Genomic DNA, 24,834 nt, shown 5'->3' with positions numbered 1-24,834 from the left:
TCTTCACCCGCACGACCAGCGGAGCGATCCGTAATCTCAAGGCCCAGAACCGCTCAGTTTCCTAGCCCGGACGTCAACCATCACCCGGGACAGGAACGTCAAGCGTCAGGTGAGACCAGACAACGCTCCATGTCCGGTGTCGGGTCTCGGCTGATGCTTGACGTTCCGGTCTCACCTGACGCTTGACGCTCGGGCCTGATCGGCTTTCCTGCTCCTCGTCCTCGTGACGACGGTGATGGGAGGCCGGGAATGGCCCTGGGGCCCACGACGCATCGCCCACGAACTCACCGGCCGGCTCGGCGGCGCGGCTCCCTCACGCAGCACCGTGGCCCGCATCCTGCGCCGCAACGGCCTCGTCGAACCACGCCACCGACGCAAGCCGCGCTCGGACTACAAGCGCTGGGAACGCGCCGAACCGATGGCGCTGTGGCAACTCGACATCGTCGGCGGCGTCCTCATCCACGACGACCACGGCGGCCCCGACGACCCCGGAGCCACGGTCGAGGCGAAGATCGTGACCGGGGTCGACGACCACTCCCGGTTCGCCGTCATCGCCACCGTCGTCACCCGTGCCACCGGACGGGCGGTCTGCCTCGCCTTCGCCGAGGCGTTGCGCCGCTACGGAATCCCCGACGAAGTCCTCACCGACAACGGCAAACAGTTCACCGCCCGCTTCGGACACGGCGGCGAAGTGCTCTTCGACCGGCTCTGCCGCGACAACGCCATCGTCCACCGCCTCACCCAACCTGCCTCGCCCACCACCACCGGAAAGGTCGAGCGGTTCCACCTGAGCCTGCGCCGGGAGTTTCTCGACCACACCGGCCCGTTCCCGACCCTGCTCGCCGCCCAGGCCGCGCTCGAGTCCTGGATCACCAGCTACAACTGCGACCGCCCCCACCAAGCCCTGGACATGGCCTGTCCGGCCGACCGCTTCGCCCCCAGCCAGCACCGCCGCGACGGCGAGGACCTCCTGCCGCTGCGGCTCCCCGCCCAGCTCGTTACCGCCCAGGTCGCCCCGGCTCCAGCCGACACCACCCCCGAGCCCGAGCCCGCGACAGACGGACACGGCCAGGACCCACCCGACAACGACCCGACCGAGGCCGGTCGAGGCAGACTGCGGTTTCTGCGCGGCTCGGCCAGCATCATGCTCGGGACTGCATTTGCCGCTCATAATCTCGATGCCGACACGGTGAAGTGGGTCTTCGACGGCTTCGGGGTCTCAGCGGTCGGAGCCATGATCGGTAGCCGAATTGTGCGAGGGCGCCCGCAAAGCAGTCCGTACACATACCTTCTGCGGGCTCGACGAACGTTCGCCTAGCCACAACCCAACGGCTGCCCGCCGCAGGTTGCTGTCACCGGTTGCTGTCAACCCCGCCCGAACGGCCGAACGAAGATCACTAAACGACGCTCTGACCTGGCGGAAGCGGAGGGATTCGAACCCCCGGACCCTTTCGGGACTCTCGCTTTCAAGGCGAGTGCATTCGGCCTCTCTGCCACGCTTCCGCGTAGCAGCCTAGCTGGCGGCCCCGGCCTCGTCGTCGCCGCTCAGGGCGCGGAGGGTCCGGTCGGGCACGTCGTCGAGCAGCTGCGCTCCCTTACCGCGACCTGTGCGATCACGAGCTCCGGGGACGGCGGCGACGTGCGTGGGCGGCCCGCTCCGGCCGGGTCACCGCGACGGCCGGTGGCTGCCACCACCTCGTCCCGTCGCCGTGGAACGGCTGCGGGGTCCCGGAGAATCCGACATGGACCCGGTTTCCACGCGGATGTCGCCGTCGACCGGACGTCGCGCGTGTGGTGGGATCAGCGCGCTGAGCGGCACGGGGTCGCGGGGAGGCAGCGGGGAATGCGGTTCGACGAGAACGCCGATCTCGACACGTCGACGATCGAGGACCGCCGCGGCGGTGGCGGCGGCGGCGGGGGTATCGGTGGCCGGGTCGCGGTCGGCGGCGGTGGCCTCGGCATCGTCGGCCTGATCCTGTTCTTCCTCGTGTCCGCCCTCGGCGGCGGCGGTGGGGCGTCGGGTGGCGGGTTGGCGTTGCCGACGGGCCTGAACGGATTGTCCAGCGGCCAGCAGGCGAGTGAGCAGGACATCGCGTCGAGCTGCCGCACGGGAGCCGACGCGAACACCAACCTCGACTGCGAGGTCGTCGCCGTCGTCAACTCCCTCGACGGGTACTGGTCGGACACGTTCGCCCGGTCGGGTCAGACCTACCGGCCGCCGAACCTCGTGTTCTTCAACGGCGGCGTGAACACGGGCGGCTGCGGCAGCGCGACGTCCGACGTCGGCCCGTTCTACTGCCCGGCGGACCAGAAGGTCTACATCGACCTGTCGTTCTTCAAGGAGCTGGAGACGCGGTTCGGTGCGCAGGGCGGGCCCTACGCGCGGGCGTACGTGATCGCCCACGAGTACGGCCACCACGTGCAGAACCTGCTGGGCACGAGCCGCCGGGTGCAGGCCGGCGACAGCGGCCCCACGTCGGGCTCGGTGCGCCTGGAGCTGCAGGCCGACTGCTACGCCGGCGCGTGGGGCAACCATGCGACGCAGGTGCCGACGTCGTCGGGCAAGCCGTTGATCGTCGACGTGACGCAGGCCGACGTGGCCGCCGCGCTCGACACGGCGTCGCGGATCGGTGACGACTTCATCCAGTCGAACCTGGGCGGCGGGCGCGTGAACGAGAGCCAGTTCACCCACGGCAGCTCGGCTCAACGCGAGAAGTGGTACTCGACGGGCTACCAGTCGGGCAACCCGGCGCAGTGCGACACGTTCGCACGCGGCGTCAACCTGGGCTGAGGCCGCCGTTCAGCCGCATACCGTCGCGCAGCCGGGACGCGGGGTGGAGCAGCCCCGGGTCCGCCGAAGGGCCCCGGTCGACCGCGGCAGGAGGCGGCGGCGCGCGCGGTCGCGGCGCAGCCGGCTGCCGGTCTCATGCCGGCGGGGCGGCTCCGAGCAGGCCCGCGCAGGCCGGGTAGCCGTCGACGGTCACGGTCCAGTCCGGCCGGACGAACTCGTCGGGCGTGACCGCGACCTGCACCTCCTCGGCGGGTTCGCCGCGTCGGACGACGGTGGTGGTGCCGGTGCGCCGGTAGCCGAGCTTGTCGGACACGCGTAGCGACGCCCGGTTGTCGGCGAACGCGGCCGAGGTGGCGCGGGTGGCGCCGAGGTGGTCGAAGGCGAACGTGAGGACGGCGGTGCGCATCTCGGTGCCGATGCCGCGGCCCTGGACCTCCCTGCCGATCCAGGAGCCGGAGGCGACGGTGCGCCGGCGTGCGAAGTCGTCGGCGCGGATCGTCTGTACACCGACGACGCGTCCCTCGACCCGTACGAGGAAGTGCAGCGCCCAGTTCTCGGGGGCGAGCACGGAGCGTTGCTGCCAGAAGTGCTGGAGCATGCCGCGGCCCAGGTAGCGGGGGTCGGCGTCGGTCCAGGGCACGTGGAAGGGCATCTGCTCGGGCGGGTGGACGCCGCGGTACCCGACGGCGACCAGCTCGTCGAGGCCGGCGTCGTCGTCGGGGCGCAGTTCGAGGCGTGGGGTGCGCAGGACGAGATGGCGCGGCGGCCAGGGATCCGGCGGAGCGTCCGTCGCGTGGGACATCCCCGAAGCGTGCCCTACGGCCGCAACCACAATACGGTCGACGGCATGTACGCGATCACAGTGCGGGAGCCGGGCACACCGGACGTCATGGAGTGGACCGAGGTCCCGGATCCGCAGGCCGGGCCGGGCGAGGTTCTGATCGACGTCGTGGCAGCCGGGGTGAACCGCGCCGACGTCATGCAACGGCAGGGCAACTACCCGCCCCCGCCGGGGGCGTCCGACATCATCGGCCTGGAGTGTGCGGGGCGGATCTCGGCGGTGGGTGAGGGTGTCGTCGGGCTGGCGGTGGGCGACGAGGTGTGCGCGCTGCTGGCGGGCGGCGGCTACGCGGAGAAGGTGGTCGTGCCGGCACCGCAGGTGCTGTCGCTGCCCGACGGCGTCGACGTGGCGACGGCCGCGGCGCTGCCGGAGGTGGCGTGCACGGTGTGGTCGAACGTCGTCGACACCGCGGGGCTGGCCTCGGGCGAGACGTTCCTGGTGCAGGGCGGGAGCAGCGGGATCGGGACGCACGCGATCCAGGTCGCGAAGGCCCTGGGCGCGCGGGTGGCGGCGACGGCGTCCCCGAAGCGGCTCGACCGCTGCCGCGAGCTCGGCGCGGACATCGTCATCGACTACCACGACGACGTGGCGTCGGCGCTGCTCGAGGCCACCGCCGGGCACGGCGCCGACGTCATCCTCGACAACATGGGCGCCAAGGGCCTGCCCAACAACGTGAAGGCGCTCGCCACCGACGGCCGGTTGATGATCATCGGCTTCCAGGGCGGGGTGAAGGGTGAGCTCAACCTGGCGGCGCTGCTGGCGAAGCGGGCGAGTGTGACGTCGCTGGGGTTGCGGGGCCGGCCGGTCGACGGGCCGAAGGGCAAGGCGCGCATCGTCGACGGGGTGCGCGAACAGGTGTGGCCGATGGTCGCCGACGGCCGTGTCAAGCCGGTCGTGCACGCCACCCTGCCGATGCGGGATGCGGCGGAGGCGCACCGGGTGCTGGAGGCGGGCGGCGTCGTCGGCAAGCTCCTGCTGACGACGTGACGTGGCGCGGGGAACGGCGATCGGGGGCGGGGCGCACGCGGCGCCGTCCCGCGCGGCACGCCATGATGTGCGCATGAGTCAGCCGTCTGACGAGCAGAACGAAGTCGAGCAGCAGGTCGTGGTGGTGGGCCCCGATGGGCGCCCGGTCGGCATGGCGCGCGTGCCGCAGGGCGACGAGGAGCCCGACGAGCAGGGCCTCGGGTCGATGGTCGAGCAGCCCGCCAAGGTCATGCGCATCGGGACGATGATCAAGCAGCTCCTGGAGGAGGTGCGTGCTGCGCCGCTCGACGAGGCGTCGCGCGTCCGGCTCAAGGAGATCCACGAGAACTCCATCAAGGAGCTCGAGGAGGGCCTCGCGCCGGAGCTGCGCGAGGAGCTCGAGCGGCTGACGCTGCCGTTCACCGACGACTCCGTCCCGTCCGAGGGTGAGCTGCGGATCGCGCAGGCCCAGCTCGTCGGCTGGTTGGAGGGTCTGTTCCACGGCATCCAGACGGCGCTGTTCGCCCAGCAGATGGCGGCTCGCGCGCAACTGGAGCAGATGCGTCGGGGGCTGCCGCCGGGCGCGATGCCGCAGGGCCAGCAGATGCCGGAGGGCCTGGGTCGCGGCACCGGCCAGTACCTCTGATCGACGGTGCGGTGAACGGTGTTCCGGCCTGCTCATCCGCAGGTCGGGGCCGTTCGTCGCGCCCGCGTCGGGCCTCGGCCCACCGCGCGTTCGGCCCCGGTCACCCGCAGGTACCCTCGGCGCGTGGCTGTGACCGTGAGCGCTGAGGGGGGCCCTGCCGAGCAGGCCCGCCCGCTCGACGACGAGCCCGGCCCCCGCAGCTGGGCCCGCGCCTTCAACGACCTCGGCCAGGGTTGGCGGCAGCGGTCGCTGTGGGGGTACCTGGGCTGGCAGGACATCAAGCAGCGTTACCGGCGCTCGATCCTGGGCCCGCTGTGGATCAGCATCAGTATGGCAGTGATCGCCACGGCGATGGGCATCCTCTACGGGGCGCTGTTCCAGGAGGACATCAAGACGTTCCTGCCCTACGTCGCCACCGGGCTGCTGATCTGGAACTTCGTCCAGGGCTGCATCCTCGAGGGCAGCGAGGTCTTCATCGCCAACGAGGGCCTGATCCGGTTCCTCCCGGCGCCGCTGAGCCTGCACGTCTACCGGCTGGTGTGGCGGCAGACGTTGTTCTTCGCGCACAACGTGATCATCTGGGTCGCCCTGATGATCATCTTCCCGCATCCGCTGGGCTGGGCGTCGTTCATGGCGATCCCCGCGTTCGCGCTGCTGGTCCTCAACGGCGGCTGGATCACGATCCTGTCGGGCATCATCGCGACGCGCTTCCGCGACATCCCGCCGATCGTCGCGAGCCTGACGCAACTCCTCTTCTTCATGACGCCGATCGTCTGGTCCTACGACCGGCTGCGCGACAACCCGGCCGTCGCCGAGCGGGCGCAGATCGCGGAGCTCAACCCGGTGATGCACTTCGTGGAGATCCTCCGCCAGCCGATGCTGGGCGACCCGATCGTCTGGCGGCACTGGCTCGTCGTCGGCGTGATCACCGTCGTCGGCTGGGGAGCCGCGCTGGTCTGCATGCGCAACTACCGATCCCGCGTCGCGTACTGGGTGTGACGAGATGACCGAACCGAGCATCGACATCCGCGGCGCGGCGGTCGACTTCCCGATCTTCGACGCGAAGTCCCGCTCCCTGAAGAAGGCCGTGCTGGGCAAGGCGGGCGGCCGGATCGGGACCGAGAGCAAGGTCCCGATCATCGAGGCGTTGCGCGACATCGACATCTCGCTGCGCAAGGGCGACCGGGTCGCGCTGGTCGGGCACAACGGCGCCGGCAAGTCGACCCTGCTGCGCCTCATGTCGGGGATCTACGAGCCCACCCGGGGACGCGCCGCCGTGGTCGGCAAGGTCGCCCCGGTGTTCGACCTGGCCGTCGGCATGGACCCCGAGATCTCCGGGCTCGACAACATCCTCATCCGCGGCCTCTTCCTCGGCATGACGAAGAAGCAGATGGAGGCGCGCGTCGAGGACATCGCCGAGTTCACCGAGCTCGGCGAGTACCTCGAGATGCCGCTGCGCACGTACTCGACCGGCATGCGGGTCCGGCTCGCGCTGGGCGTCGTGACCAGCATCGACCCGGAGATCCTGCTGCTCGACGAAGGCATCGGCGCCGTCGACGCCGCGTTCCTCGCCAAGGCGCGCGACCGGCTCAACGAGCTCGTGGAGCGCTCCGGCATCCTCGTGTTCGCCTCGCACTCCGACGAGTTCCTCGCCGACCTGTGCGACAGCGCGATCTGGATGGAGCACGGCCGGGTCCGTGAGCACGGTCCGCTGCGCGAGGTGCTGCACCACTACAAGGGTCACGACGTGCTCGCCGACCTCGGCCGCGCGTGACCGGGGCCGCGAGGTCACGGTCGGGCACGGCAGCTCGGGTCGCACCGCTCCCGAGCGTCTGCGGGGCGCCTGCGTGACCGTTCTTCCCGCCGGCTCGGTCGTCGCGGTCGTCGTCACCCGCCACCGCGCCGGGATGCTCGTCGACTCCCTGGCCGCGATGGCCACGCAGACCCATCCGATCGCGCACCTCGTCGTCGTCGACAACGGGCCCGACCAGCCTGCCCGTGACGTCGTCGAGGGTTGCGGCATCCCCGCCACCTACCTGCCGTCGCACCGCAACCTCGGCGGCGCGGGTGGTTTCGCCCTCGGCATCCTGCACGCGCTCGCGCTCGGCGCCGACTGGGTCTGGCTCGGCGACGACGACGGCCTGGCCGCCGACGACAAGGTCCTCGCCACCCTCGTCGACCTGGCCGACCGCCGCGGCCTCGCCGCCGTCTCCCCCACGGTCGCCGACCGCGACGACCCCGACCGGCTCGCCTTCCCCGTCCGCCGCGGCCTCACCTGGCACGCGACGCGGTCCGGTCTGCTGTCCGAGGAGTCCGCCGACGCCGAGCTCCTGCCCGGCATCGCCGCGTTGTTCAACGGCGCGCTGTTCCGGGCGACGGCTCTCGAACGGGTCGGGGTGCCAGACCTGCGGTTGTTCGTGCGTGGCGACGAGGTAGACATGCACCGCCGCCTCGTCCGCTCCGGGCTGCCGTTCGGCACCGCCCTGCAGACGGCCTACGTGCACCCCGCCGCGACCGGCGAGGACAAGCCCATGCTCGGCGGCCGGATGCACGCCCGCGACCCCGACGACCCGGTCAAGCGCTTCTACACCTACCGCAACCGCGGCTACCTGATCGCGCAGCCGGGCATGCGCCGCGTCGGTGTCCTCGACCTGCCGCGCTACGCCTGGTACTTCCTCGTCACCAAGAAGAGTCCGGCCGGGTTCCGGGAGTGGCTGCGGCTGGTGCGGGCCGGCGCGGCGGAGCGCTTCGACCGGCCCTGAGGTTCAGGCCGTCTCCGTGCCCGGCGCGGTCCTCGGGGCGCGGAACACGACCGTCCGCAGCATCACGAAGTTGATCACCGTGGCGCAGCCCTGCGCGATCACCCATGCCACGGACGTGCGCAGCGACATCTGCGGCAGGAACGCCAGGGCCAGCGCGTTGACGCCGACGTTGATCGCGAACGTCGTCACGTAGAGGGCGACGAAGCCGGCGAACCGGCCCTTGCCCCCGCCCGCCTCGGTGAAGGTGAACCGCTTGTTGAGCAGGTACGCCGTCGTGGTGCCGAGGATGAAGCTGATCCCCTTCGCGACGTGCGGGTCCATGCCGACGGCGAGCAGGAGGAGCTGGTAGACGCCGTAGTCGACCGCCGCCGAGGCGACGCCGACGGCGACGAAGCGGGTGAGCTGTCCGACCAGGCTCATCCCGGCACGCTCCTGCGTCGCGGTCACCGGGCCAGGCTAGCGACCCGCCGCGACGTCGCCCCCTCCGGTGCCCGGCGCGCCGACCACGCAATGCCGAGCGTGTGACGAGGGGGCCGGGCGCTCCTGCGACACGCTCGTCGGTGGCCGACTCCTCTTGCACCCACCGACCACTTTGCGCTACAAACTAGACAGTGCTTCAAACCAGTTTGGGGGTCGCAATGTCGGAACGTCGCGCGGACGAGCCGCAGGTGCAGGAAGGCGGCGAGGACGCACCCACCGCCGCCGACGCCCTGGCGATCATCCAGCAGGCGCAGTCGCACGCCTCGTCACGGCTCTCCCCCAGCATCGGCGTCTTCTACGTGAGCTGGGGCATCTCGTGGGTGCTGATCGGGGTGGCCTGGTTCCTCGCGGCGACCGACGTCGTCAGCTCGGCGGTCGCAGGCTGGGTGACCGGCGTCGCCGTCGTGGGCGCGGCGACCGTCAGCGCGGTGGTCGGCATCCGCACCGGGCGCGGCGTCAGGGGGCCGTCGTCGCGGCAGGGGCTCCGGTACGGGCTGAGCTGGCCGATCTCGATGACACTGCTGGGCGTGCTGGTCGGCGTCCTCGGCTCACGGGACGTCGGGGGCGACACGATGTCGGTGATCGCGCCCGCGCTGTACGTCTTCCTGGCCGGCGCCCTCTACATGCTCTCGGGCGCGGTGTGTTCGAGCCCCGCCGACTACGTCCTCGGCATCTGGATCATGGTCGTCGCGGTGGTGTCGGCGCTGGTCGGACTGCCGGCGAGCCCGCTGATCATCGGTCTCGGCGCCGGTGGCGGCCTGCTGTTCGCCGGCACGCGGGCGCTGCTGCAGCGGAGTGCGCGGTGACCGCGATGCCCGAGCTCGACCCGGTGATCCACGCGCAGGCCCGGCTGCGGGTCACGGCCAGCCTCGCGTCGCTCGGCGAGGGCGACAAGATCACGTTCCCGCGGCTGCAGGAGCTGCTCGAGATGACCGCGGGCAACCTCTCGACGCACCTGCGCAAGCTCGAGGACGCGGGCTACGTCGAGATCACGAAGACCCACCAGCGGCGCACCCCGGTCACCTACGTCGAGCTGACGCGACAGGGGCGGCGCGCCTTCGAGGACTACACCGCGGCGCTGCAGGCACTGCTGAACCCGGCGAACGGGACCGCGGCACCCATCGACGACACGGACAGGAGCCCGACGCCATGACCGGCGCAGCCATCCATGTTCTCCCCGACCGCCACGTCGCCCGCGCCCGCGGCGTGACCCGCCGCTTCGGCCCGACCGTCGCCCTCGACGGCGTCGACCTCGACATCGCCGCCGGCACGATCACCGGCCTGCTCGGCCCCAACGGCGCCGGAAAGTCGACGCTGCTCAGCCTGCTGACCGGCCTGCGCCGGCCCGACACGGGCAGGGTCGAACTGTTCGGCGGCGACCCGACCGACCCCGCCCGGCGGCGTCGGCTCGGCGTCACCCCGCAGGAGACCGGCCTGCCCGAGACCCTGCGCGTCGGCGAGGTGCTCGACTTCGTGTCGCGGCACTACCCGCAGCCGCTCCCGGCCGCCGACGTCCTGGAGCGGTTCGGGCTGTCGGGGCTGGAACGTCGCCAGTGCGGCGGGCTGTCGGGCGGGCAGAAGCGTCGGCTGGCGGTCGCGCTGGCATTCGTCGGCGATCCCGCTCTCGTCGTGCTCGACGAACCCACCACCGGACTCGACGTCGAGGCCCGCCGCGCACTGTGGGACGGGGTGCGCGACTTCCACCGCCGCGGCGGCACCGTACTGCTCACCAGCCACTACCTCGACGAGATCGAGGAGCTCGCGCAACGGGTCGTCGTCATCGGTGGCGGGAAGGTGCTCACCGAGGGCGACACCGCGTCGATCCGACGGGTCGTGGGCCTGTCGCTGGTCGAACTGCGCGCACACGCGCTACCGGACCTGCCGGGCGTGGTGCGCCACGAGATCGAGGGCGAGCGCCACCGGCTGCACACCCCGGACGCCGACGAGCTGGTCCGCGACCTCGTCCGCAGCGGCGTCGCCTTCCACGACCTGCAGGTCCGCACCGCATCGCTCGAAGAAGCGTTCCTCACCCTCACGGAGGTGGCGGCATGACCACACTCGCCCTGACCCGCACCCATTTCCGGTTCCTCCTGCTGGAGAACCTGCGGGTGCCGATCGCGGTCGGATCGGCCGCGATCTTCCCGGCGCTGTCGCTGCTGTTCTTCGTCGTCCCGTTCGGGTTCGGCGACGACCCGGTCGCGGCGACATCGGCGGTGATCCAGCTCGCGGTGTTCGGCGTGCTGTCGAGCTTCCTGTTCACGTTCGGCGTCGGTGTCGCCGACGATCGCGAGAAGGCATGGGACCCGTACGTGCGGACGTTGGCGGCGGCGGCGACACCGCGGATCGTCGGCAGATTGCTCACCGGGTTCGTGTTCGCGCTGATCGCGATCGTGCCTGTGACGATCGTCGGTGCCGCGCTGACGGCGGCGAGCGTGACGCCGCTGCGGTTCCTCGCCGGGCTGGCCGCGATGCTGGTCGCGGGGCTGCCGTTCCTGCTCGGCGGGCTGGCCGTCGGGTACTCGATGCCCGTCAAGGCGGCGCTGCCCGTCACACAGCTGATCTTCTTCCCGCTCGCGTTCGGCGGTGGCCTGTTCCTGCCGCCGCAGCTGTTCCCCGGCTGGCTGCAGACGATCTCGGAGCTGCTGCCCTCCCGCGGCGCGCGGGACGTCGTCGTCTGGGCGGTGCAGGGCATCGCCCCGAGCGTGCTGACGCTCGTCTCGTTCGCGGTGTGGACCGTGGCCACCGCGGCGCTGGCCGGCTGGGCGTACCGGCGCGACGAGGGCCGCCGGTTCCGCTGAGCCCGGGGGACGGCGTCGTGCGTGGCGTCAGAACCAGTGGCCCGCGAGGCGGTAGCGGCGGCGCACGGTGACCGAGCCCATCGTCGCCCGCCCGTAGATGCGGAAGTGCGTCGCACCCCGCGACGGGGCCGACGGCACCTTCGACTTCACCGTGCCCATGCTCGCGACGAGACCGTCGATGTCGGCGGAGGCGTTGTCGGGCACCAGGACCCGCGCCGACCCGGCGCCCAGCTCGAACTCGATCTCGACGACCGGGTGCACGATCTGTGCGTCACAGAAGTCCAGCAGCACCGAGCCCATCCCCGACTGCACCCGCAGCCGGGCCGGGACCTGCCAGTTCCCGGTCCGCTTCAACGACCCCATGCCGGTGCGCAGGACCACGGGCGGCCCTGCGGGCGTCGACGGGAGGGGCGCCGGGAGGGTCACGTCGAGCGGGCTGCCGGGCAGGTCGGCCAGCGGGGGCATCAGCTCCGAGGCATAGCGGGCCGCGTAGACGACCGCGATCCGCTCCTCCAGCTCCGCCACCGTGATCCGGCCCTCGGCCAGCGCCTGGTGCAGCCGTTGCGCGGCACGCTCGCGGTCGGCGTCGGAGATGCGGATCCCCGGGGACTCGCCTGGCGACGGCTGCACGCTCACCGTCACGAGCCTAGTCGTCGCAGCCCCGCACGTCAGAGCCGAGTAGGGGCCCCCTACGCACGACCGGCCGGGCCGGGGCCACGAGACGGGGTGCCGCACCTGCGCAACCCGAGCGGCATCGACCGGAACGACGACCCGTCCTCGACCTGAGCGCCGGGCCCGCTCCTGCCCGCGACCCTCGCCGCGCACGGGTCCGTCGACGGCTGCGCCATCGTGCTCGTGCCCGACGGCGTCGACGCGGATCTCGTTCCTCCCCGACGTCGGCAAGGAGTTCGTCGACCGGGACACCGGCCGCTGACGCGTGCGTCAGACGCGGAACGTCCACACGTCCTCGACCTGCGTCCCCGGGTCGCCGGTGACGGCAGCCGTCCACGACAGCACAGCGGCGGTGTCGACGCCCGTCTCCGGCACCACCACCACGACCGTCACCCCGGATGCCCGCAGCGACGCCGCGGCGTCGGCGGGGGCGACCGTGAGCGGGTTCCCGGCACCCGCCTCGACCGCGCCCTGCTGGTACGCCGACACCGGCGCCTCGATGAGGACGGGATGCTGCGGGTCGGAGCCGATGAAGTAGCCGCCCGGGATCTTGTAGAGCATGTCGGCCTGCGCCTGCCAGCGCATCGGGCGGGCGCCGCCGTCCCACACACTCGTCACGGCCGGGACCGTCTCGACGACGTCGCCCGACCGGAGATGCTGCGCCGCATGGTCGAAGAACTCCGGTGTCGACGCCTCGCGCGCCCCGTAGGCGTCGGCCGGCAGCCAGGTCAGCACGGCGAAGGCCGTCGCCAACGTCGCCAGGCCCACGCCCGGCAACCAGCGGAGCGCGGGGATGCGGTCGATCCAGACGGCCAGCACGAACGCCGCGCACAGCGTCGTGACGACCTGCAGCCGCACCGGCTCCGCCTCGCCGAGGAGGTGCACCTCGGTGAACACCGCCCACGGCATCGGGAACCCGGTCTCGTGGTCGGCCACCACGATCGCCGGGCCCAGCGACAGCACCAGCGAGATCAGCCCGACCGCCGCGGCGAGCCGCAGCGGCGTCGACCGCACCGTCACGACCAGCACCACAACCAGCAGCAGCATCGCCGGCCCCAGGTAGCCGCCCTGCTCGCCGACGTTGGCGCGCATCGTGTCCGCGATCCCCGACGGGACGAGCCGGGCGCCGGTGAGCGACGTCGGCACCACGAGGTTGGCCAGGTCGGTGACGCCGTAGAGCGGGTCGCGGATCGTCGACATCGGCCGCTGCGGACCCGCGAGGATCAGCCACAACGGATACGCACACACCACCGCGAACACGCCGACGCACGCCGCCCCGGCCCGCACGAGCCCCGGCAGCCGCTCCCGCACCCGCGACGGGAACCGCACCGCCAGCAACACCGCGGTCACGACGAGCATCAGCACGCCCAACGCCAGCGTCTGCGTGTAGAGGAACAGCTGCGCCGCGAACAGCAGCCCCACCAAGGCACCCACCCGGTACGGCGTGTCGGTGCCGCGCACGAACAACACGTGCACCAGGTACAGCAACACCGGCGGCAGCACCGCCCACACGATGTTCAGATGCCCCGCCGACGCGTGCGCCACCTGGAACGGGCCGAACGCATAGACCACCGCGGCGACCGTCCGCGCCGACCACCGCCGCACCCACGGCCCCAGCGCCGCCGCCATCGCGATCCCGGACGCAACCGGCCCCAGGATCATGCCGACGTTGTAGGCCGCGACCGGGCCCGCCGTGAGCGTGACCGGCGACAGCACGATCCCCAGCAGCGGGACCGTCGTGTTCCACATGGCGTTGACGCCGAGCGGATGATGCATCCAGTCGGTGACCAGCGGGTTCTCTCCGTGCAGGATCGCCCAGGGGGTCCAGGTGAGCCACCAGCCGAACAGGTCCGGGTCGCCGGTGACGTCGCCGATCGTCGACGTCGTGAACGCGCCCAGGACGCGGTGCTGCATTCCCAGCGAGATCGCCAGCAGGAGCAGACCGACCAGCACGATCGGCGGCGGCCTGCGCAGCCGCGCCGGCCACGCCCGGCCCTCGACCGGCGCGACGACCGTCGGCACGTCGAGCACGCGCCCACCCTGACACACGGCACGCCCCGGATCGCGCGAACGGCCCTCTCCGGCAACTCGGTTGCGCGACTGAGCCGTTCGTTCGGAGAGGGGGCGCCGGGCGGATCGGCGACCCGCGTAGCCTGGCCCGCGATGTCGAGCCAGCCGAGCACCGCCGACCAGCAGCGTCGCCTGCACGGATGGGGCCGCACCGCGCCCTCGGTCGCCGAGGTCGTGACGCCGCGCGACCCCGACGAGGTCGCCGCCGCGGTGCTCGGCGCCGGCCCACGGGGCGTCATCGCCCGGGGTCTCGGCCGCTCGTACGGCGACCCGGCCCAGAACGCGGGCGGGCGCGTCGTCGACATGACGGGGTTGGCGCGCATCCACTCCGTCGACGGCGACTCCGGGCTGGTCGACGTCGACGCAGGCGTCAGCCTCGACACGCTCATGCGCGCGGCGCTGCCGTTCGGGCTGTGGCTGCCCGTGCTGCCCGGCACTCGGCAGGTGACGATCGGCGGGGCGATCGGGGCCGACATCCACGGCAAGGCCCACCACGTCGTCGGCAGCTTCGGCAACCACGTCGAGTCGATGGTGCTGGTCACCGCCGACGGCGTGGTCCGGGAGCTCACCCCGGACGGCCCGGATTCGGAGCTGTTCTGGGCGACCGTCGGCGGCATGGGCCTCACCGGGATCGTGGTGCGGGCGCGGCTGAAGCTGCACCACGTCGAGACGGCGTACTTCCTGGTCGACACCGACCAGATCGACAACCTCGACGACCTGATGGACCGCCAGACCCGCGACGACGAGAAGTACGCGGAATCGGTGTCCTGGTTCGACGCGGTGACGACGGGCGCGCACTTCGGCCGCGGCATCCTCACCCGCGCGAACCACGCGACGCTCGCCGATCTCCCGGAGAAGCTGCGCGACAAGCCGTTGAAGTTCGACGCGCCGCAACTGCTCACGGTCCCCGACGTCTTCCCGCCCGGGATGCTGAACAAGCTGACGGGGAAGATCTTCAGCGAGCTCTGGTACCGGAAGTCGCCGACCAAGCACGGCGCCGTCCAGAACATCACGCAGTTCCTGCACCCGCTCGACATCATCGGCGAGTGGAACCGCGGTTACGGCCCCAACGGTTTCCTGCAGTACCAGTTCGTGGTCCCGCCGTCGCGAGGCGACGTCGTGCGCACCGTCCTGGAGCGGGTGACGAAAGCGGGCAAGGTGTCGGCGCTCAACGTCCTCAAGCGGTTCGGCGAGGGCAACCGGGCGCCGCTGTCGTTCCCGAAGCCCGGCTGGACGCTGTGTCTCGACATCCCGATCGGCCGCGGGCTCGGTGCGCTGTGCGACGAGCTGGACGCGATCGTCCTCGACGCCGGCGGGCGGCACTACCTGGCCAAGGAGTCGCGGACCTCGGCCGAGGCGATCCGCCGTGGCTACCCGCGCCTGGACGAGTGGCGCAAGATCCGCGCCGCCGTCGACCCCGACGGCGTGTTCGCCTCGGACATGTCACGACGACTGGAGCTCGTGTAACCGATGATCGACGCCGTGGGCAACCCTCAGAGCATCCTGCTGCTCGGTGGCACCTCCGAGATCGGCCTCGCCGTCGTCGAGGCCTTCACCTCCGACCGGCCGATGCGGGTGGTCCTCGCCGCCCGCCCCTCGCCGCGCCTCGACGAGGCCCGCGCCCGGCTCGAGGGCCGCGGCTGCACCGTCGAGACCGTCGAGTTCGACGCCACCGACCTCGCCTCGCACGCCGACGTCGTGCAGAAGTCGTTCGCCGGCGGGGACGTCGACGTCGCGGTGGTGGCGTTCGGGCTGCTGGGCGACAACGAGCAGGCCTGGACCGACGCCGCCCACGCCGTCGAGCTCGCGCAGGTCAACTACACCGCGGCCGTGTCGGTGGGGGTGCTCGTCGCCGACCGGATGAAGGCGCAGGGTCACGGCTCCCTGGTGGCGCTCTCGTCGGTCGCGGGCGAGCGGGCGCGCCGCTCGAACTTCGTCTACGGCTCCACCAAGGCGGGTCTCGACGCGTTCTACTCCGGGCTGACCGAGGCCCTGCGCCCGCACGGCGTGACGGTCACCGTCGTGCGGCCCGGGTTCGTGCACACGAAGATGACCGAGGGGTTGACGGCGGCTCCGCTGTCGACGACGCCCGAGGCCGTCGCCGCGGTCGTCGTCGACGCCGTGCGCACCCGCAAGGAGCTGGTCTGGGCGCCGGCGCCGCTGCGGTTCGTCATGAGCGCGCTGCGCCACGTCCCGCGCCCGGTCTTCCGCCGCCTGCCCCTCTAGTTCAGGCCCAAACCCGGGGGCCCGCTCAGGCCGCGCGGAACGAGATCGTCTTGGTGTAGGTGAACTCGTCGAGCCCGGCGATGCCGAACTCGCGGCCGTGGCCGGAGCGGCGGATCCCGCCGAACGGCGCGGCCGACAGGATCGTCCCGGCACCGCCGTTGAGGCCGACTCCGCCGGTGCGCAGCCGCAGCGCCAGCTCGTAGGCCCGGCCGGTGTCGCGGGAGTGCACGCCGCCACTGAGCCCGTAGCGGCTGTCGTTGGCGATCGCGACGGCCTCGTCGTCGGTGTCGAACCCGATCACCACGCCGATGGGGCCGAAGACCTCCTCCTGCGCGATCCGCGAGGCGTTGTCGACGCCGTCGAACAGGGTGGGCTCGAAGAAGAACCCGGGCCCGGCGTCGGGGCGGCGTCCGCCGGTGACGAGCCGCGCCCCCGACTCCAGGGCGACGTCGACGTAGCGGGCGGTGCGTTCGCGGGCGGCCTCGCGGATCAGCGGGCCCATCTGGACCTCCGGGTCGGCGGGGTCGCCGATCCGCAACGCCGCGGCCAGTGCCGCGACCCGCTCGACGTACTCGCGGCGGACCGTGTTGTGCACGAGGTGGCGGGTCGGCAGCTGGCAGCCCTGGCCGGCGTGCGCGGTGAACCCGCGCAGGCCCTCCGCGGCGGCCCGGTCGAGGTCGGCGTCCTCGCGGACGATCATCGCGGACTTTCCGCCCAGCTCGAGCACGACCCGCTTCAGCGTCGGTGCTGCCTGCGCGAGGATCGACTCGGCGACCGTGTCGGAGCCGGTGAACGTCACCAGGTCGACGTCGGGGTGCGTGGTCAGCACGGTCCCCACGTCGGCCCCGCCAGTGACGATGTTGAGCACTCCGGGCGGCAGTCCGGCCTCGTCGGCGGCCTCACCGAGCACGAGCGCCTCGATCGGGGTGTAGGGCGACGGCTTGAGCACGACCGTGCATCCCGCGGCCATCGCGGGGACGGCCTTCGCGACGTTGAGCAGGAACGGCACGTTGTACGGCGTGACGGCGGCGACCACGCCGACCGGTTCCCGCACGACGACACCCGTCCCGACCGATGCACCGTCCGGGGTGGGTACGACCTCCGGCGGCAGCGGGGTCAGCGGGTCGCGCGTCGTCAGCTCGACGACGTGGCGGGCGAGCTTGAGCGGCACCGCGAACTGCAGCGTCGCCGCCATGGTCGCGACGGCGCCCGCCTCGGCGACGATCAGCGCGCAGATCTCGTCGCGGCGCCGGGCCAGCGCGTCGAGGAACGCCGTGAGCAGTTCCTGGCGGCGGCGGGCGGGCAGCCCGGGCCACGGGCCGGTGTCGAACGCGGCGCGGGCGGCCGCGACGGCAGCTGCGGCGGCGTCCGGACCGCCGACCGGGGCGGACGCGAATGGCCGCGCGGTCGCCGGGTTGACGACGTCCTCCCGCTCGGCGACGGGTTCCCACGACCCGTCGATGTACAGGCTGTTCTCGTGTTGCAGGCGGAGCACAGGTCACCTCGGAGGTCGTGACGATCGGGGGAGGTCAGCTGGTCAGGAGCTCGGCGAGGCGCTCGCCGATCATCACGCACGGCGCCATGGTGTTGCCGGTGGTGATCGTCGGCATGACCGATGCGTCGGCGACGCGCAGCCGGTCGACGCCGTGCACCCGTAGCTGCGGGTCGACGACGGACCGGTCGTCGGTGCCCATCCGGGCGGTTCCGCTCGCGTGCCCGTACGACGTGACACCGGCGCGCAGGAACGCGTCCAGCTCGGCGCCGCGAACAGGGCCGGGCAGCAGCTCGCGGGCGACGAACGGGGCCATGGCCGGGGAGTGGGCGATCTCCCGGCACAGCTCGGTGGCCCGGGCGAGGACGCGCACGTCGTCCGGGTCGGCGAGCGGGTTCCACTCGACGTCGAGCGTGTCGTCGGGGTCGGCCGAACGCAGCCGCAGTCGGCCGCGGCTGCGTGGGCGCACGATCGCCGGCGACAGCGACCACGCGTGCGGCACGGCGCGCCCGGCGTGCGCCTCGGTCAGGTGCGGGATCTCGATGAGGAACGGCTGCATGTCCGGCACGTCGAGGTCGTCGCGGCTGGGCCAGAAGAACGTCGCCTCGGCCTTGTTGTTGCGCGGCGGGACCGGCACGGGCGGCTCGAACAGGCAGGTCGCGACGAGGCTGTGGTCGACGAAGTTCGCCCCGACGCCCGGCAGGTGCGCGACCAGGGGCACGCCGATCCGGGTGAGCTCGTCGGCGTCGCCGATTCCCGACAGCATGAGCGTGCGCGGCGTCTCGAACGCGCCCGTCGAGAGCACGACCTCGCGCTCGGCGCGGACGGTCCGGCGGCGCCCACCACGCCGGAACTCCACCCCGACGGCGGAGCGGCCCTCCACCACCACCCGGTCGACGGTGGCGCCGGTGAGCACCGTGAGGTTGGGCCGGCCCGCCAGCGGGTGCAGGTAGCCGTCGGCCATGCTGTGCCGCATCCCGTCGCGCACGATCAGGTTCGCGATCGCCGCGCCGCCGCGGCCCTCCATCATCGTCGCGTTGTGGTCGTCGAACGCCGGGATGCCGACGCCCGCCGCGCCGGCCACCATCGCGGTGGCCAGCGGACTGGGGTCGGCCGCGGGGGCGACGTGCACGGGGCCGCCGGTACCGCGCCGCTGCGGGTCCGGGACGCCGTGCCAGTCCTCGATGCGCAGGTACCGGCGCAGCACGGCGTCGTAGCCCCAGGCGGCGTCGCCGGTGGTCCTCGCCCAGCCGTCGTAGTCGTCGCGGTGGCCGCGGGCCCAGACCATCGTGTTGACGCTGCTGCCCCCGCCCAGCACCCGGCCGCCGAGCTGGACGAGCGAGCGCCCGCCCAGCTGCGGGTCCGGTGCCGTCCGGTACTCCCGGAACAGCGCCGGGAACTGTGCCGTCGGGTAGGACGAGGCCAGCCGCACCTCGGGCCCGGAGTCGGCGCCGCCCGCCTCCAGCAGCAGGACGCGCACGTCGGGGTCGGTGGCCAGCCGGCCGGCGACGACCGAGCCGGCGGCCCCCGATCCGCAGACGACGTAGTCGAACCCGGTCACGTGCGTCGCTGCCACGGCACGAGCCACCGGTCGAGCACCCCGACGGCGAGGTAGGCGACGCTGCCGAGGATGCCGGCGACGACCATGCCCGCCAGGCAGTCCTTCAGCGACAGGATCTGCCAGGCATGCCAGATGAGGTAGCCGAGCCCGGAGCTTGCGGCGAGGAACTCCACCGCGGTCGTCGACATGAGGGCGAGGCCCACCGACACCCGCAGCGACCCCATGATCGCCGGGAGCGTCGCGGGCAGCGTGACCCGCAGGTAGAGGTCGCGGGTTCCGGTCTCGAAGCTGCGCGCGACGTCGCGGTACACGGGGTCGATCGCCAGCACCGCGCCCATCGTGCTGATCGCCATCGTGAAGAACGGCGCCAGCGTGATCTCGAGGATGTTGGCCCGCTCGTTGAACCCGACGATGATGAGGATGAGCGGGAACATCGCGATCCGCGGTAGCGGGTAGATCATCGCGATGATCGGGCTCAGGATCGCCCGGGGCGTCGCGAACAGGCCCATCGTGAGCCCGACGAGCGTGCCCGCGACGACGCCGAGGGAGAGCCCCGCGGCGAACCGGACGACGGTGGCCTCGACGTGCGGGAGCAGATCGCCGCCCGCGGTGAGCTCGCCGATGCGGACCAGCACGGCTGTCGGGGGCGGCAGCACCCGCGAGTCGACGACGTCGAACCGCGACAGCAGCTCCCACAGCAGCATCAGGGTCAGCGGGCTGGCGACCGCGAGCAGCCTGCGTCGGCGGCGGGGGCCGGCGCTCCGCGGCGCGGCGGGGGCCGGCGGCGTGAGGGTGGCGGTGCTCATGAGGTGGCCCCGTCCTGCTCGCCGCGCAGGGTGGCGACCTCGGCCCGCAGCGGCTCCCACACCTTCTGCCGCAGGGCGACGAAGTCGAGGTCGTTGCGCAGGTCCATGGCGTCGCGCGGGCGCGGCAGGGGGACGTCGACGATCTTCTTGATCCGTCCCGGCCGCCGCGACATGACGACGACCCGGTCGCCGAGGGTGATCGCCTCGTCGAGGGAGTGCGTGATGAACACGACGGTCTTGCCGGTGCCCTCCCAGATTCGCAACAGGTCGTCCTGCAGGATCAGCTTCGTCTGCTCGTCGAGGCTGGCGAACGGCTCGTCCATCAGCAGCACGGCGGGGTCGTTGGCGAATGCGCGGGCGATGTTGACCCGCTGTTGCATACCGCCCGACAGTTGCGACGGGTAGGCGTTCGCGAACCGGCCCAGGCCCAGCGCGTCGACCCAGTGCCGGGCGACGGCACGCCGTTCCCGCTTACCGACCCGGCGCACCGTCAGCCCGTATGCCACGTTGTCGACCACGGTCAGCCACGGGAACACGCCCTGGTTCTGGAACACCATCGAGCGCAGCGGGCGGTCGGCGCACGGGATCGACCAGCCCACCTCTCCGCTGGTCGGGGACTCGAGCCCGGCGAGCATCCGCAGCAGCGTCGTCTTTCCGCAACCGCTGGGCCCGACGATGCAGAGGAACTCGCCCGCACCGATGCGCAGGTGGAAGTCGTCGAGCGCGACGACCTGCTCGCCGCGGCCGTAGGGGAAGGTCTTCCCGACGCCGGCGACGTCGATGCACGCGTCCCGCGCGGTCGCCGGCGACGTGTCCACCGCGCTCATCGGGCGTTCCCGGTGCCGGCGGCGGCCGTGTCGACGAGGTCGGCGATCGGTACCGCGGACTGGACGAGCTTCGTGTCGAGCCAGAACCGCTGCACCCGGTCGAGCCCGGCCTGGTCGATGCTCCGCGCGGCGTTCCAGTACATCAGCCCGCCCATGGCCGTGAGCACGTCCGGCGACTGGCCGGTCCACTTGGCGGCCACCGCGAGCAGTTCGGGCGTCCATCTCCCCTGCGCACCGTTGATCTCCTCGACCGCCCGCAGGTAGCCGGCCATGACCTTGCGGGCGTCGTCCGGGCGCTGCTGCGCGAAGGTCTCCGACGCGGCGAGGAACGTCTCCTGGAACCACGGGATGACGTCCTGGTAGCCGAGCCAGCGCACCCCCAGCCCCTGCTGCTCGGCCTGGGTGGCCGACGGCTCGGACATCGCCGTGACGTCGACGACGTTGCCGCGCAGGAACTCCACCGAGTCCGACGGGGTGCGGGCGTTGTGGGTCAGCGACACGTCGGCGGGGGTGAGCCCGTTGGCGGCCAGCGCCTCCCGGACGAGGAAGTCGACCGGGTTGCCCTCTGCCGAGGCGTCGACCTCGAGGCCCTTGAGGTCGGCGATCGTGCGCACCCGGCCGCTGTCCCAGACGTCCTTGCGGACGACGAACACGACGCCGTCGCGGTAGCCGGGTTTCGGCGCGGTGAGGTTGGCCAGCAGCTTGATCCGGAAGCCCTGCGTGTACTGGTTGAACAGCGACGGCCCGGCCACGGCGGGCGACAGGTCGATGTCGCCCCGGGCCAGCAGCGGGATCTGGGCGTTGGCCGAGCCCTGGTAGGGAACGATCTGGACGTCGACGCCGGCGTCGCGGAAGTAGCCCCTGTCGGCGGCGAGCATGATCGGCAGGTACTGCACCTGCGCGGGGTTGATCCCCAGCTTAACGCCGGTGCCGGCCGCGGGCGCGCTGCCGGACGAGCCGCAACCGGCGAGGGCGAGCGCGGCGAGCGCCGTGGCGGCCGCCGCGAGACGGGTGAGGGTCCGGATCCTCATGGCGACACGGACCCGGTCGGTAGGGCGAGGTACGACATCGTCGATCTCCCTGGGGGTGGTGGAACGGGGCGGTCCCGGTCCGGGCAGGACGGGATCGTGGTCGGACCCGGGCCCGTCGCGACGAGTGAGATTCGTCAGGATCACCAGGTCGGTGTCGCCAGGGTCGTGCGGGCCGTGCGGATGCCCACGGCGCGCCCGGCGGCGCGGTCGTGACCGGTGGGGCGGGGACGGGAAGCGCGGTGGAGGCGTCCCCTACGCGTGCCGGCTGCCCGCGACGTAGGGCGGGTCGTAGATCACGAGGAACACGAGGTCGTCCGCACCGGTGTTGACGAACCCGTGCGCCTTGCCGCTCGGGATCTTGACGATCGTGCCGGCCGTGACGTCCCAGGTCTGGCGGCCGATCTGCACCGTGCCGGTGCCGGAGACGAAGTAGAACGCGTGGTTGTAGTCGTCGGTGTGCAGCTTCGAGCTACCGCCCGGGCCGATCCGGCCGAGCTGGGCGGAGTAGACGTCGGTGTAGTCGGAGTCGATCACGCTCTCGGTGAAGGCGAACCCGACCCCCGGCACGTTCGGGTTGGTCAGCTCGTTCCACGCATAGTCCTCGGCGGCGATGACGTAGTCCACGGTCACTCTCCTTCGGCGGTCGCGTCGGCGGGCAGCGCGGCAGCCCCCATGGGGGTGCCGAGCCGGTGGTAGGTCGAGTTGTGGTGCAGCAGCGGGGCCCGGCCTCCGTCGGTGTCGCTGCCGTGGTCGAGCACCTCTCCGACGAAGATCGTGTGGTCACCACCCTCGTAGGCGGCCCACTTGCGACAGATCAGCCAGACCAGCGCGCCGGCGACGACCGGGGTGCCCGAGTGCCGGCGCGTGGGCATCTCGGGGGCGACGGCCCAGGGGCGGCGGGCGAAGTGATCGGCGACCCCGCCCTGCTCGTCGGTGAGCACGCTGATGCCGAACGTGCCGTCGGTGCCGCTGAGCAGACTGTGCATCCGGCCGGGCTTGTTGACGCTCACCGAGCACAGCCGCGGGCTCAGTGACACCGAGGTGAACGAACTGGCGGTCATGCCGTGGACACCGTCGTGGTCGGGGATCGTGACCACCGCGACGCCGCTGGGGAAGTGGCGCAGCGACTCCCGGAAGCGCAGCATCTCGCGCTCCGCGGGGTCGGCGGTCGTCTCGCGGGTGCTCATGCGGTCCCCCGACCCTGGTCGCCTTCGGCACCGCAACCGGCGCTGATCGCGACGCCGACCTCGGTGAGCCGGGGGACCAGGGCGCGGGCCCGCTGTTCGTCGAACCGGGTGGCGGGGCCGCCGATGCCGATCGCGCCGACGACCGCACCGCCCGGGCCGCGGACCGGCACGGCCACCGTGCAGATGCTCGCGGGCGAGTCCGCGACCAGCGCAAACTCGGCCTCCCGGACGGCAGCGAGCTGCTGCTCGACCGCCGCGGGGGCGGTGCCCGCCGGGTCGGCCTTGACCGAGAGCCACAGGGCCTCGGTACGGCGGTGGGTGGGCAGCCAGGCGAGCAGGCAGCGGCCCACCGACGACGTGTGCGCCGGCACCCGGTCGCCGATCCCGACCCGGGGCTGCACGAGGTGGCGAGCCGGGATCCACTCGATGTGCATGACGTGTCCGTCGTCGAGCACACCGAGTGCGATCGTCTCCCCGACCTCGACGGCCAGTTCCTGCATGAACGGTTTCGCGATCTCGCGCACCCGCATCCGCCGCAGCGGGGCCTGGCCCCACTGGAACAGCCGTAGCCCGACGCGGTAGGTCCGGTCGGTGGGGCTCTGTTCGACGATCCCGGCCTCGACGAGCGCGCCCACGAGGCGCTGCACGGTCGAGGGCGCGAGGTCGAGCGCGCGGGCGAGCTCCTGGACGCCGGCCCCACCGGTGGTCGCCAGCCGTTCGAGGACGGCCAGGGAGCGGGCGACTGACTGGACTCCCGTCATCTTCACCTCTTGTTCCACGATGCGGCATATCTATGCCGTACAAGGGAATGCTACGTCCACGTGACGGTCGTCGCAAGAGCGCAATGACGCACCCGAGAACGCTGCGCATGCGGGAACCCCGGTCGCGGACCTCGGAGAATCCGCAGCCGGGGTGGCCGGAAGAGGGGTCGCAGAACGGTCGCCGGTGACCACCCCCGACGCCACGGGGCACACTGCGTGCCGGGCGCTCAGCTGATGTCACAGGTGGTGTTGTCGCCCTGGACCGTGTTCGTCAGGCCGTTCTCGTTGGCGAGCGACATGCTCGGGGTGTTCCACATGTCGACGGACATGTTCACGTCGATGGACCTGCCGGTCGGCACCCCCTGGCCGTCGACCTCCTGGAAGTGGGCGGTGACGGTGTCGGTCTTGCCGGCGAACCAGGTCACGTCGAAGGCCTGGAACGACTGCCCGTCACCGATGGTCGTGCCGATCGCGGGCCCGGAGTCGAGGGCGCCGATGTAGTTGCTCGTGGCGCCCGTGTACTCGAGCGACATGCCGGGCGTGGGGTCCATGTCGACGAAGTCGAAGCCCTTCACGAACGTCAGGTTCTGCGCGGTGGCGCTGCTCGTCGCCGCGGGGGCCGGCGAGTCGGCGGGGGTCGAGGCGAGCGCGACCCCGGCGCCGATCCCGGTGAGCGCGACGGCGGTGGCGAGGACGGCGGCGGACTTGGCGAAGATCGACATGATCGCTACTCCTTGAACTGTCGGTGCGTGCGTTCCTGATGTGTCCGAGCCTCTGCCCCCGCACGCGCGCCCGCCCTCGACCGGTCGACGGGCGACCCGACCGAACCCGGTGTCCCCCGATCACCCGACACGCACGTCACCCCGGGAACCGGCCGGCAGCCCGACGTCCGCGGGGCCCGCCGCGCGGCATCGTTC

25 protein-coding genes, 1 tRNA gene and 1 pseudogene are annotated in these 24,834 nt (G+C 72.2%); 13 read left to right on the top strand and 14 right to left on the bottom strand.

Features of this window, described 5'->3' with window-relative positions; genetic code table 11:
• Positions 1-256: 256 nt before the first annotated feature.
• Positions 257-1,057 (top strand): annotated as a pseudogene (locus tag AB7F12_RS17110) (integrase core domain-containing protein); the annotation flags it as partial.
• 358 nt (positions 1,058-1,415) lie between these two features.
• Here the strand turns inward: AB7F12_RS17110 and AB7F12_RS17105 are convergent.
• A tRNA-Ser gene (locus AB7F12_RS17105) sits at positions 1,416-1,503 on the bottom strand.
• 340 nt (positions 1,504-1,843) lie between these two features.
• On the opposite strand from AB7F12_RS17105, the gene ypfJ reads away from it, so the two are divergent.
• The gene (gene ypfJ, locus AB7F12_RS17100; RefSeq protein ID WP_428501200.1) at positions 1,844-2,791 is read left to right on the top strand and encodes a KPN_02809 family neutral zinc metallopeptidase; all 948 of its coding nucleotides are present in this window, start codon (positions 1,844-1,846) and stop codon (positions 2,789-2,791) included.
• A 133-nt stretch (positions 2,792-2,924) separates the two neighbouring features.
• On the opposite strand, the gene AB7F12_RS17095 is transcribed toward ypfJ, so the two are convergent.
• Positions 2,925-3,593 (bottom strand): GNAT family N-acetyltransferase, encoded by a 669-nt coding sequence (locus AB7F12_RS17095; protein WP_428501199.1) that lies wholly within the window; start codon positions 3,591-3,593, stop codon positions 2,925-2,927.
• 45 nt (positions 3,594-3,638) lie between these two features.
• Between AB7F12_RS17095 and AB7F12_RS17090 the strand changes: the two genes are divergently transcribed.
• The 5 genes from AB7F12_RS17090 to glfT1 all read left to right on the top strand — a co-directional run bounded on the left by AB7F12_RS17090 (position 3,639) and on the right by glfT1 (position 8,006).
• Entirely contained in the window at positions 3,639-4,619 is a 981-nt protein-coding gene (locus AB7F12_RS17090) for an NAD(P)H-quinone oxidoreductase (RefSeq protein WP_428501198.1), read from the top strand.
• A 73-nt stretch (positions 4,620-4,692) separates the two neighbouring features.
• A complete protein-coding gene (locus AB7F12_RS17085) occupies positions 4,693-5,244 on the top strand; it encodes a bacterial proteasome activator family protein (protein WP_428501197.1) in 552 nt (183 codons plus the stop codon).
• Positions 5,245-5,373: 129 nt separating this feature from the next.
• Positions 5,374-6,243 carry a galactan export ABC transporter permease subunit Wzm/RfbD gene (wzm, locus tag AB7F12_RS17080; protein WP_428501203.1) on the top strand — a complete coding sequence of 290 codons (870 nt, stop codon included), beginning with the start codon at positions 5,374-5,376 and terminating at the stop codon, positions 6,241-6,243.
• A 4-nt stretch (positions 6,244-6,247) separates the two neighbouring features.
• Positions 6,248-7,018: a galactan export ABC transporter ATP-binding subunit Wzt/RfbE gene (wzt, locus tag AB7F12_RS17075; protein ID WP_428501196.1), complete on the top strand. Its 771-nt coding sequence runs from the start codon at positions 6,248-6,250 to the stop codon at positions 7,016-7,018.
• Positions 7,019-7,091: 73 nt separating this feature from the next.
• Entirely contained in the window at positions 7,092-8,006 is a 915-nt protein-coding gene (gene glfT1 / locus AB7F12_RS17070; protein WP_428501195.1) for a galactofuranosyltransferase GlfT1, read from the top strand.
• A 3-nt stretch (positions 8,007-8,009) separates the two neighbouring features.
• On the opposite strand, the gene AB7F12_RS17065 is transcribed toward glfT1, so the two are convergent.
• Positions 8,010-8,426, bottom strand: a complete 417-nt coding sequence (locus AB7F12_RS17065; RefSeq protein ID WP_428501202.1) for a GtrA family protein — start codon at positions 8,424-8,426, stop codon at positions 8,010-8,012.
• A 218-nt stretch (positions 8,427-8,644) separates the two neighbouring features.
• On the opposite strand from AB7F12_RS17065, the gene AB7F12_RS17060 reads away from it, so the two are divergent.
• Genes AB7F12_RS17060 through AB7F12_RS17045 form a run of 4 tightly spaced genes read left to right on the top strand, consistent with a single transcriptional unit; the run spans position 8,645 to position 11,284 of the window.
• Complete coding sequence (locus tag AB7F12_RS17060; protein WP_428501194.1) at positions 8,645-9,292, top strand: hypothetical protein; 648 nt, start codon at positions 8,645-8,647, stop codon at positions 9,290-9,292.
• Positions 9,293-9,297: 5 nt separating this feature from the next.
• Positions 9,298-9,639 carry a winged helix-turn-helix domain-containing protein gene (locus AB7F12_RS17055; RefSeq protein WP_428501201.1) on the top strand — a complete coding sequence of 114 codons (342 nt, stop codon included), beginning with the start codon at positions 9,298-9,300 and terminating at the stop codon, positions 9,637-9,639.
• The gene (locus AB7F12_RS17050; protein WP_428501193.1) at positions 9,636-10,538 is read left to right on the top strand and encodes an ABC transporter ATP-binding protein; all 903 of its coding nucleotides are present in this window, start codon (positions 9,636-9,638) and stop codon (positions 10,536-10,538) included. Before AB7F12_RS17055 ends, AB7F12_RS17050 begins: the two co-directional genes overlap by 4 nt.
• Positions 10,535-11,284 carry an ABC transporter permease gene (locus AB7F12_RS17045; RefSeq protein WP_428501192.1) on the top strand — a complete coding sequence of 250 codons (750 nt, stop codon included), beginning with the start codon at positions 10,535-10,537 and terminating at the stop codon, positions 11,282-11,284. Before AB7F12_RS17050 ends, AB7F12_RS17045 begins: the two co-directional genes overlap by 4 nt.
• Before the next feature lie 27 nt (positions 11,285-11,311).
• On the opposite strand, the gene AB7F12_RS17040 is transcribed toward AB7F12_RS17045, so the two are convergent.
• Both AB7F12_RS17040 and AB7F12_RS17035 read right to left on the bottom strand, forming a co-directional pair.
• The gene (locus AB7F12_RS17040) at positions 11,312-11,920 is read right to left on the bottom strand and encodes a DUF1707 domain-containing protein (RefSeq protein ID WP_428501191.1); all 609 of its coding nucleotides are present in this window, start codon (positions 11,918-11,920) and stop codon (positions 11,312-11,314) included.
• 306 nt (positions 11,921-12,226) lie between these two features.
• On the bottom strand, positions 12,227-13,987 hold the full coding sequence (locus tag AB7F12_RS17035; RefSeq protein ID WP_428501190.1) for a hypothetical protein: 1,761 nt from the start codon (positions 13,985-13,987) through the stop codon (positions 12,227-12,229).
• Positions 13,988-14,119: 132 nt separating this feature from the next.
• Here AB7F12_RS17035 and AB7F12_RS17030 point away from each other — a divergent pair, with 132 nt between their 5' ends.
• Complete coding sequence (locus tag AB7F12_RS17030; RefSeq protein WP_428501189.1) at positions 14,120-15,493, top strand: FAD-binding protein; 1,374 nt, start codon at positions 14,120-14,122, stop codon at positions 15,491-15,493.
• A 3-nt stretch (positions 15,494-15,496) separates the two neighbouring features.
• Positions 15,497-16,252, top strand: coding sequence for a decaprenylphospho-beta-D-erythro-pentofuranosid-2-ulose 2-reductase (locus AB7F12_RS17025; protein WP_428501188.1), 756 nt, complete (start codon positions 15,497-15,499; stop codon positions 16,250-16,252).
• Between the two features lie 25 nt (positions 16,253-16,277).
• On the opposite strand, the gene AB7F12_RS17020 is transcribed toward AB7F12_RS17025, so the two are convergent.
• The 9 genes from AB7F12_RS17020 to AB7F12_RS16980 form a co-directional block, all read right to left on the bottom strand.
• Positions 16,278-17,747, bottom strand: a complete 1,470-nt coding sequence (locus AB7F12_RS17020) for an aldehyde dehydrogenase family protein (protein ID WP_428501187.1) — start codon at positions 17,745-17,747, stop codon at positions 16,278-16,280.
• A 34-nt stretch (positions 17,748-17,781) separates the two neighbouring features.
• Positions 17,782-19,320 (bottom strand): GMC family oxidoreductase, encoded by a 1,539-nt coding sequence (locus tag AB7F12_RS17015; protein ID WP_428516631.1) that lies wholly within the window; start codon positions 19,318-19,320, stop codon positions 17,782-17,784.
• Entirely contained in the window at positions 19,302-20,111 is an 810-nt protein-coding gene (locus AB7F12_RS17010) for an ABC transporter permease (RefSeq protein ID WP_428501185.1), read from the bottom strand. Before AB7F12_RS17010 ends, AB7F12_RS17015 begins: the two co-directional genes overlap by 19 nt.
• On the bottom strand, positions 20,108-20,938 hold the full coding sequence (locus AB7F12_RS17005) for an ABC transporter ATP-binding protein (protein ID WP_428501184.1): 831 nt from the start codon (positions 20,936-20,938) through the stop codon (positions 20,108-20,110). Before AB7F12_RS17005 ends, AB7F12_RS17010 begins: the two co-directional genes overlap by 4 nt.
• Entirely contained in the window at positions 20,935-21,969 is a 1,035-nt protein-coding gene (locus AB7F12_RS17000) for an ABC transporter substrate-binding protein (RefSeq protein ID WP_428501183.1), read from the bottom strand. Before AB7F12_RS17000 ends, AB7F12_RS17005 begins: the two co-directional genes overlap by 4 nt.
• A 252-nt stretch (positions 21,970-22,221) precedes the next feature.
• A complete protein-coding gene (locus tag AB7F12_RS16995) occupies positions 22,222-22,593 on the bottom strand; it encodes a cupin domain-containing protein (protein WP_428501182.1) in 372 nt (123 codons plus the stop codon).
• A 2-nt stretch (positions 22,594-22,595) separates the two neighbouring features.
• Positions 22,596-23,156: a flavin reductase family protein gene (locus AB7F12_RS16990; protein WP_428501181.1), complete on the bottom strand. Its 561-nt coding sequence runs from the start codon at positions 23,154-23,156 to the stop codon at positions 22,596-22,598.
• The gene (locus AB7F12_RS16985) at positions 23,153-23,917 is read right to left on the bottom strand and encodes an IclR family transcriptional regulator (RefSeq protein ID WP_428501180.1); all 765 of its coding nucleotides are present in this window, start codon (positions 23,915-23,917) and stop codon (positions 23,153-23,155) included. Before AB7F12_RS16985 ends, AB7F12_RS16990 begins: the two co-directional genes overlap by 4 nt.
• A gap of 227 nt (positions 23,918-24,144) precedes the next feature.
• Positions 24,145-24,639 (bottom strand): hypothetical protein, encoded by a 495-nt coding sequence (locus AB7F12_RS16980; protein ID WP_428502000.1) that lies wholly within the window; start codon positions 24,637-24,639, stop codon positions 24,145-24,147.
• Positions 24,640-24,834: the final 195 nt, after the last annotated feature.

It is taken from the genome of Pseudonocardia sp. (assembly GCF_050250275.1).
Lineage (GTDB): Bacteria > Actinomycetota > Actinomycetes > Mycobacteriales > Pseudonocardiaceae > Pseudonocardia.
The sequence above is the reverse complement of the archived record's forward strand: the minus strand, read 5'-3'. Positions and strand labels throughout refer to the sequence as shown.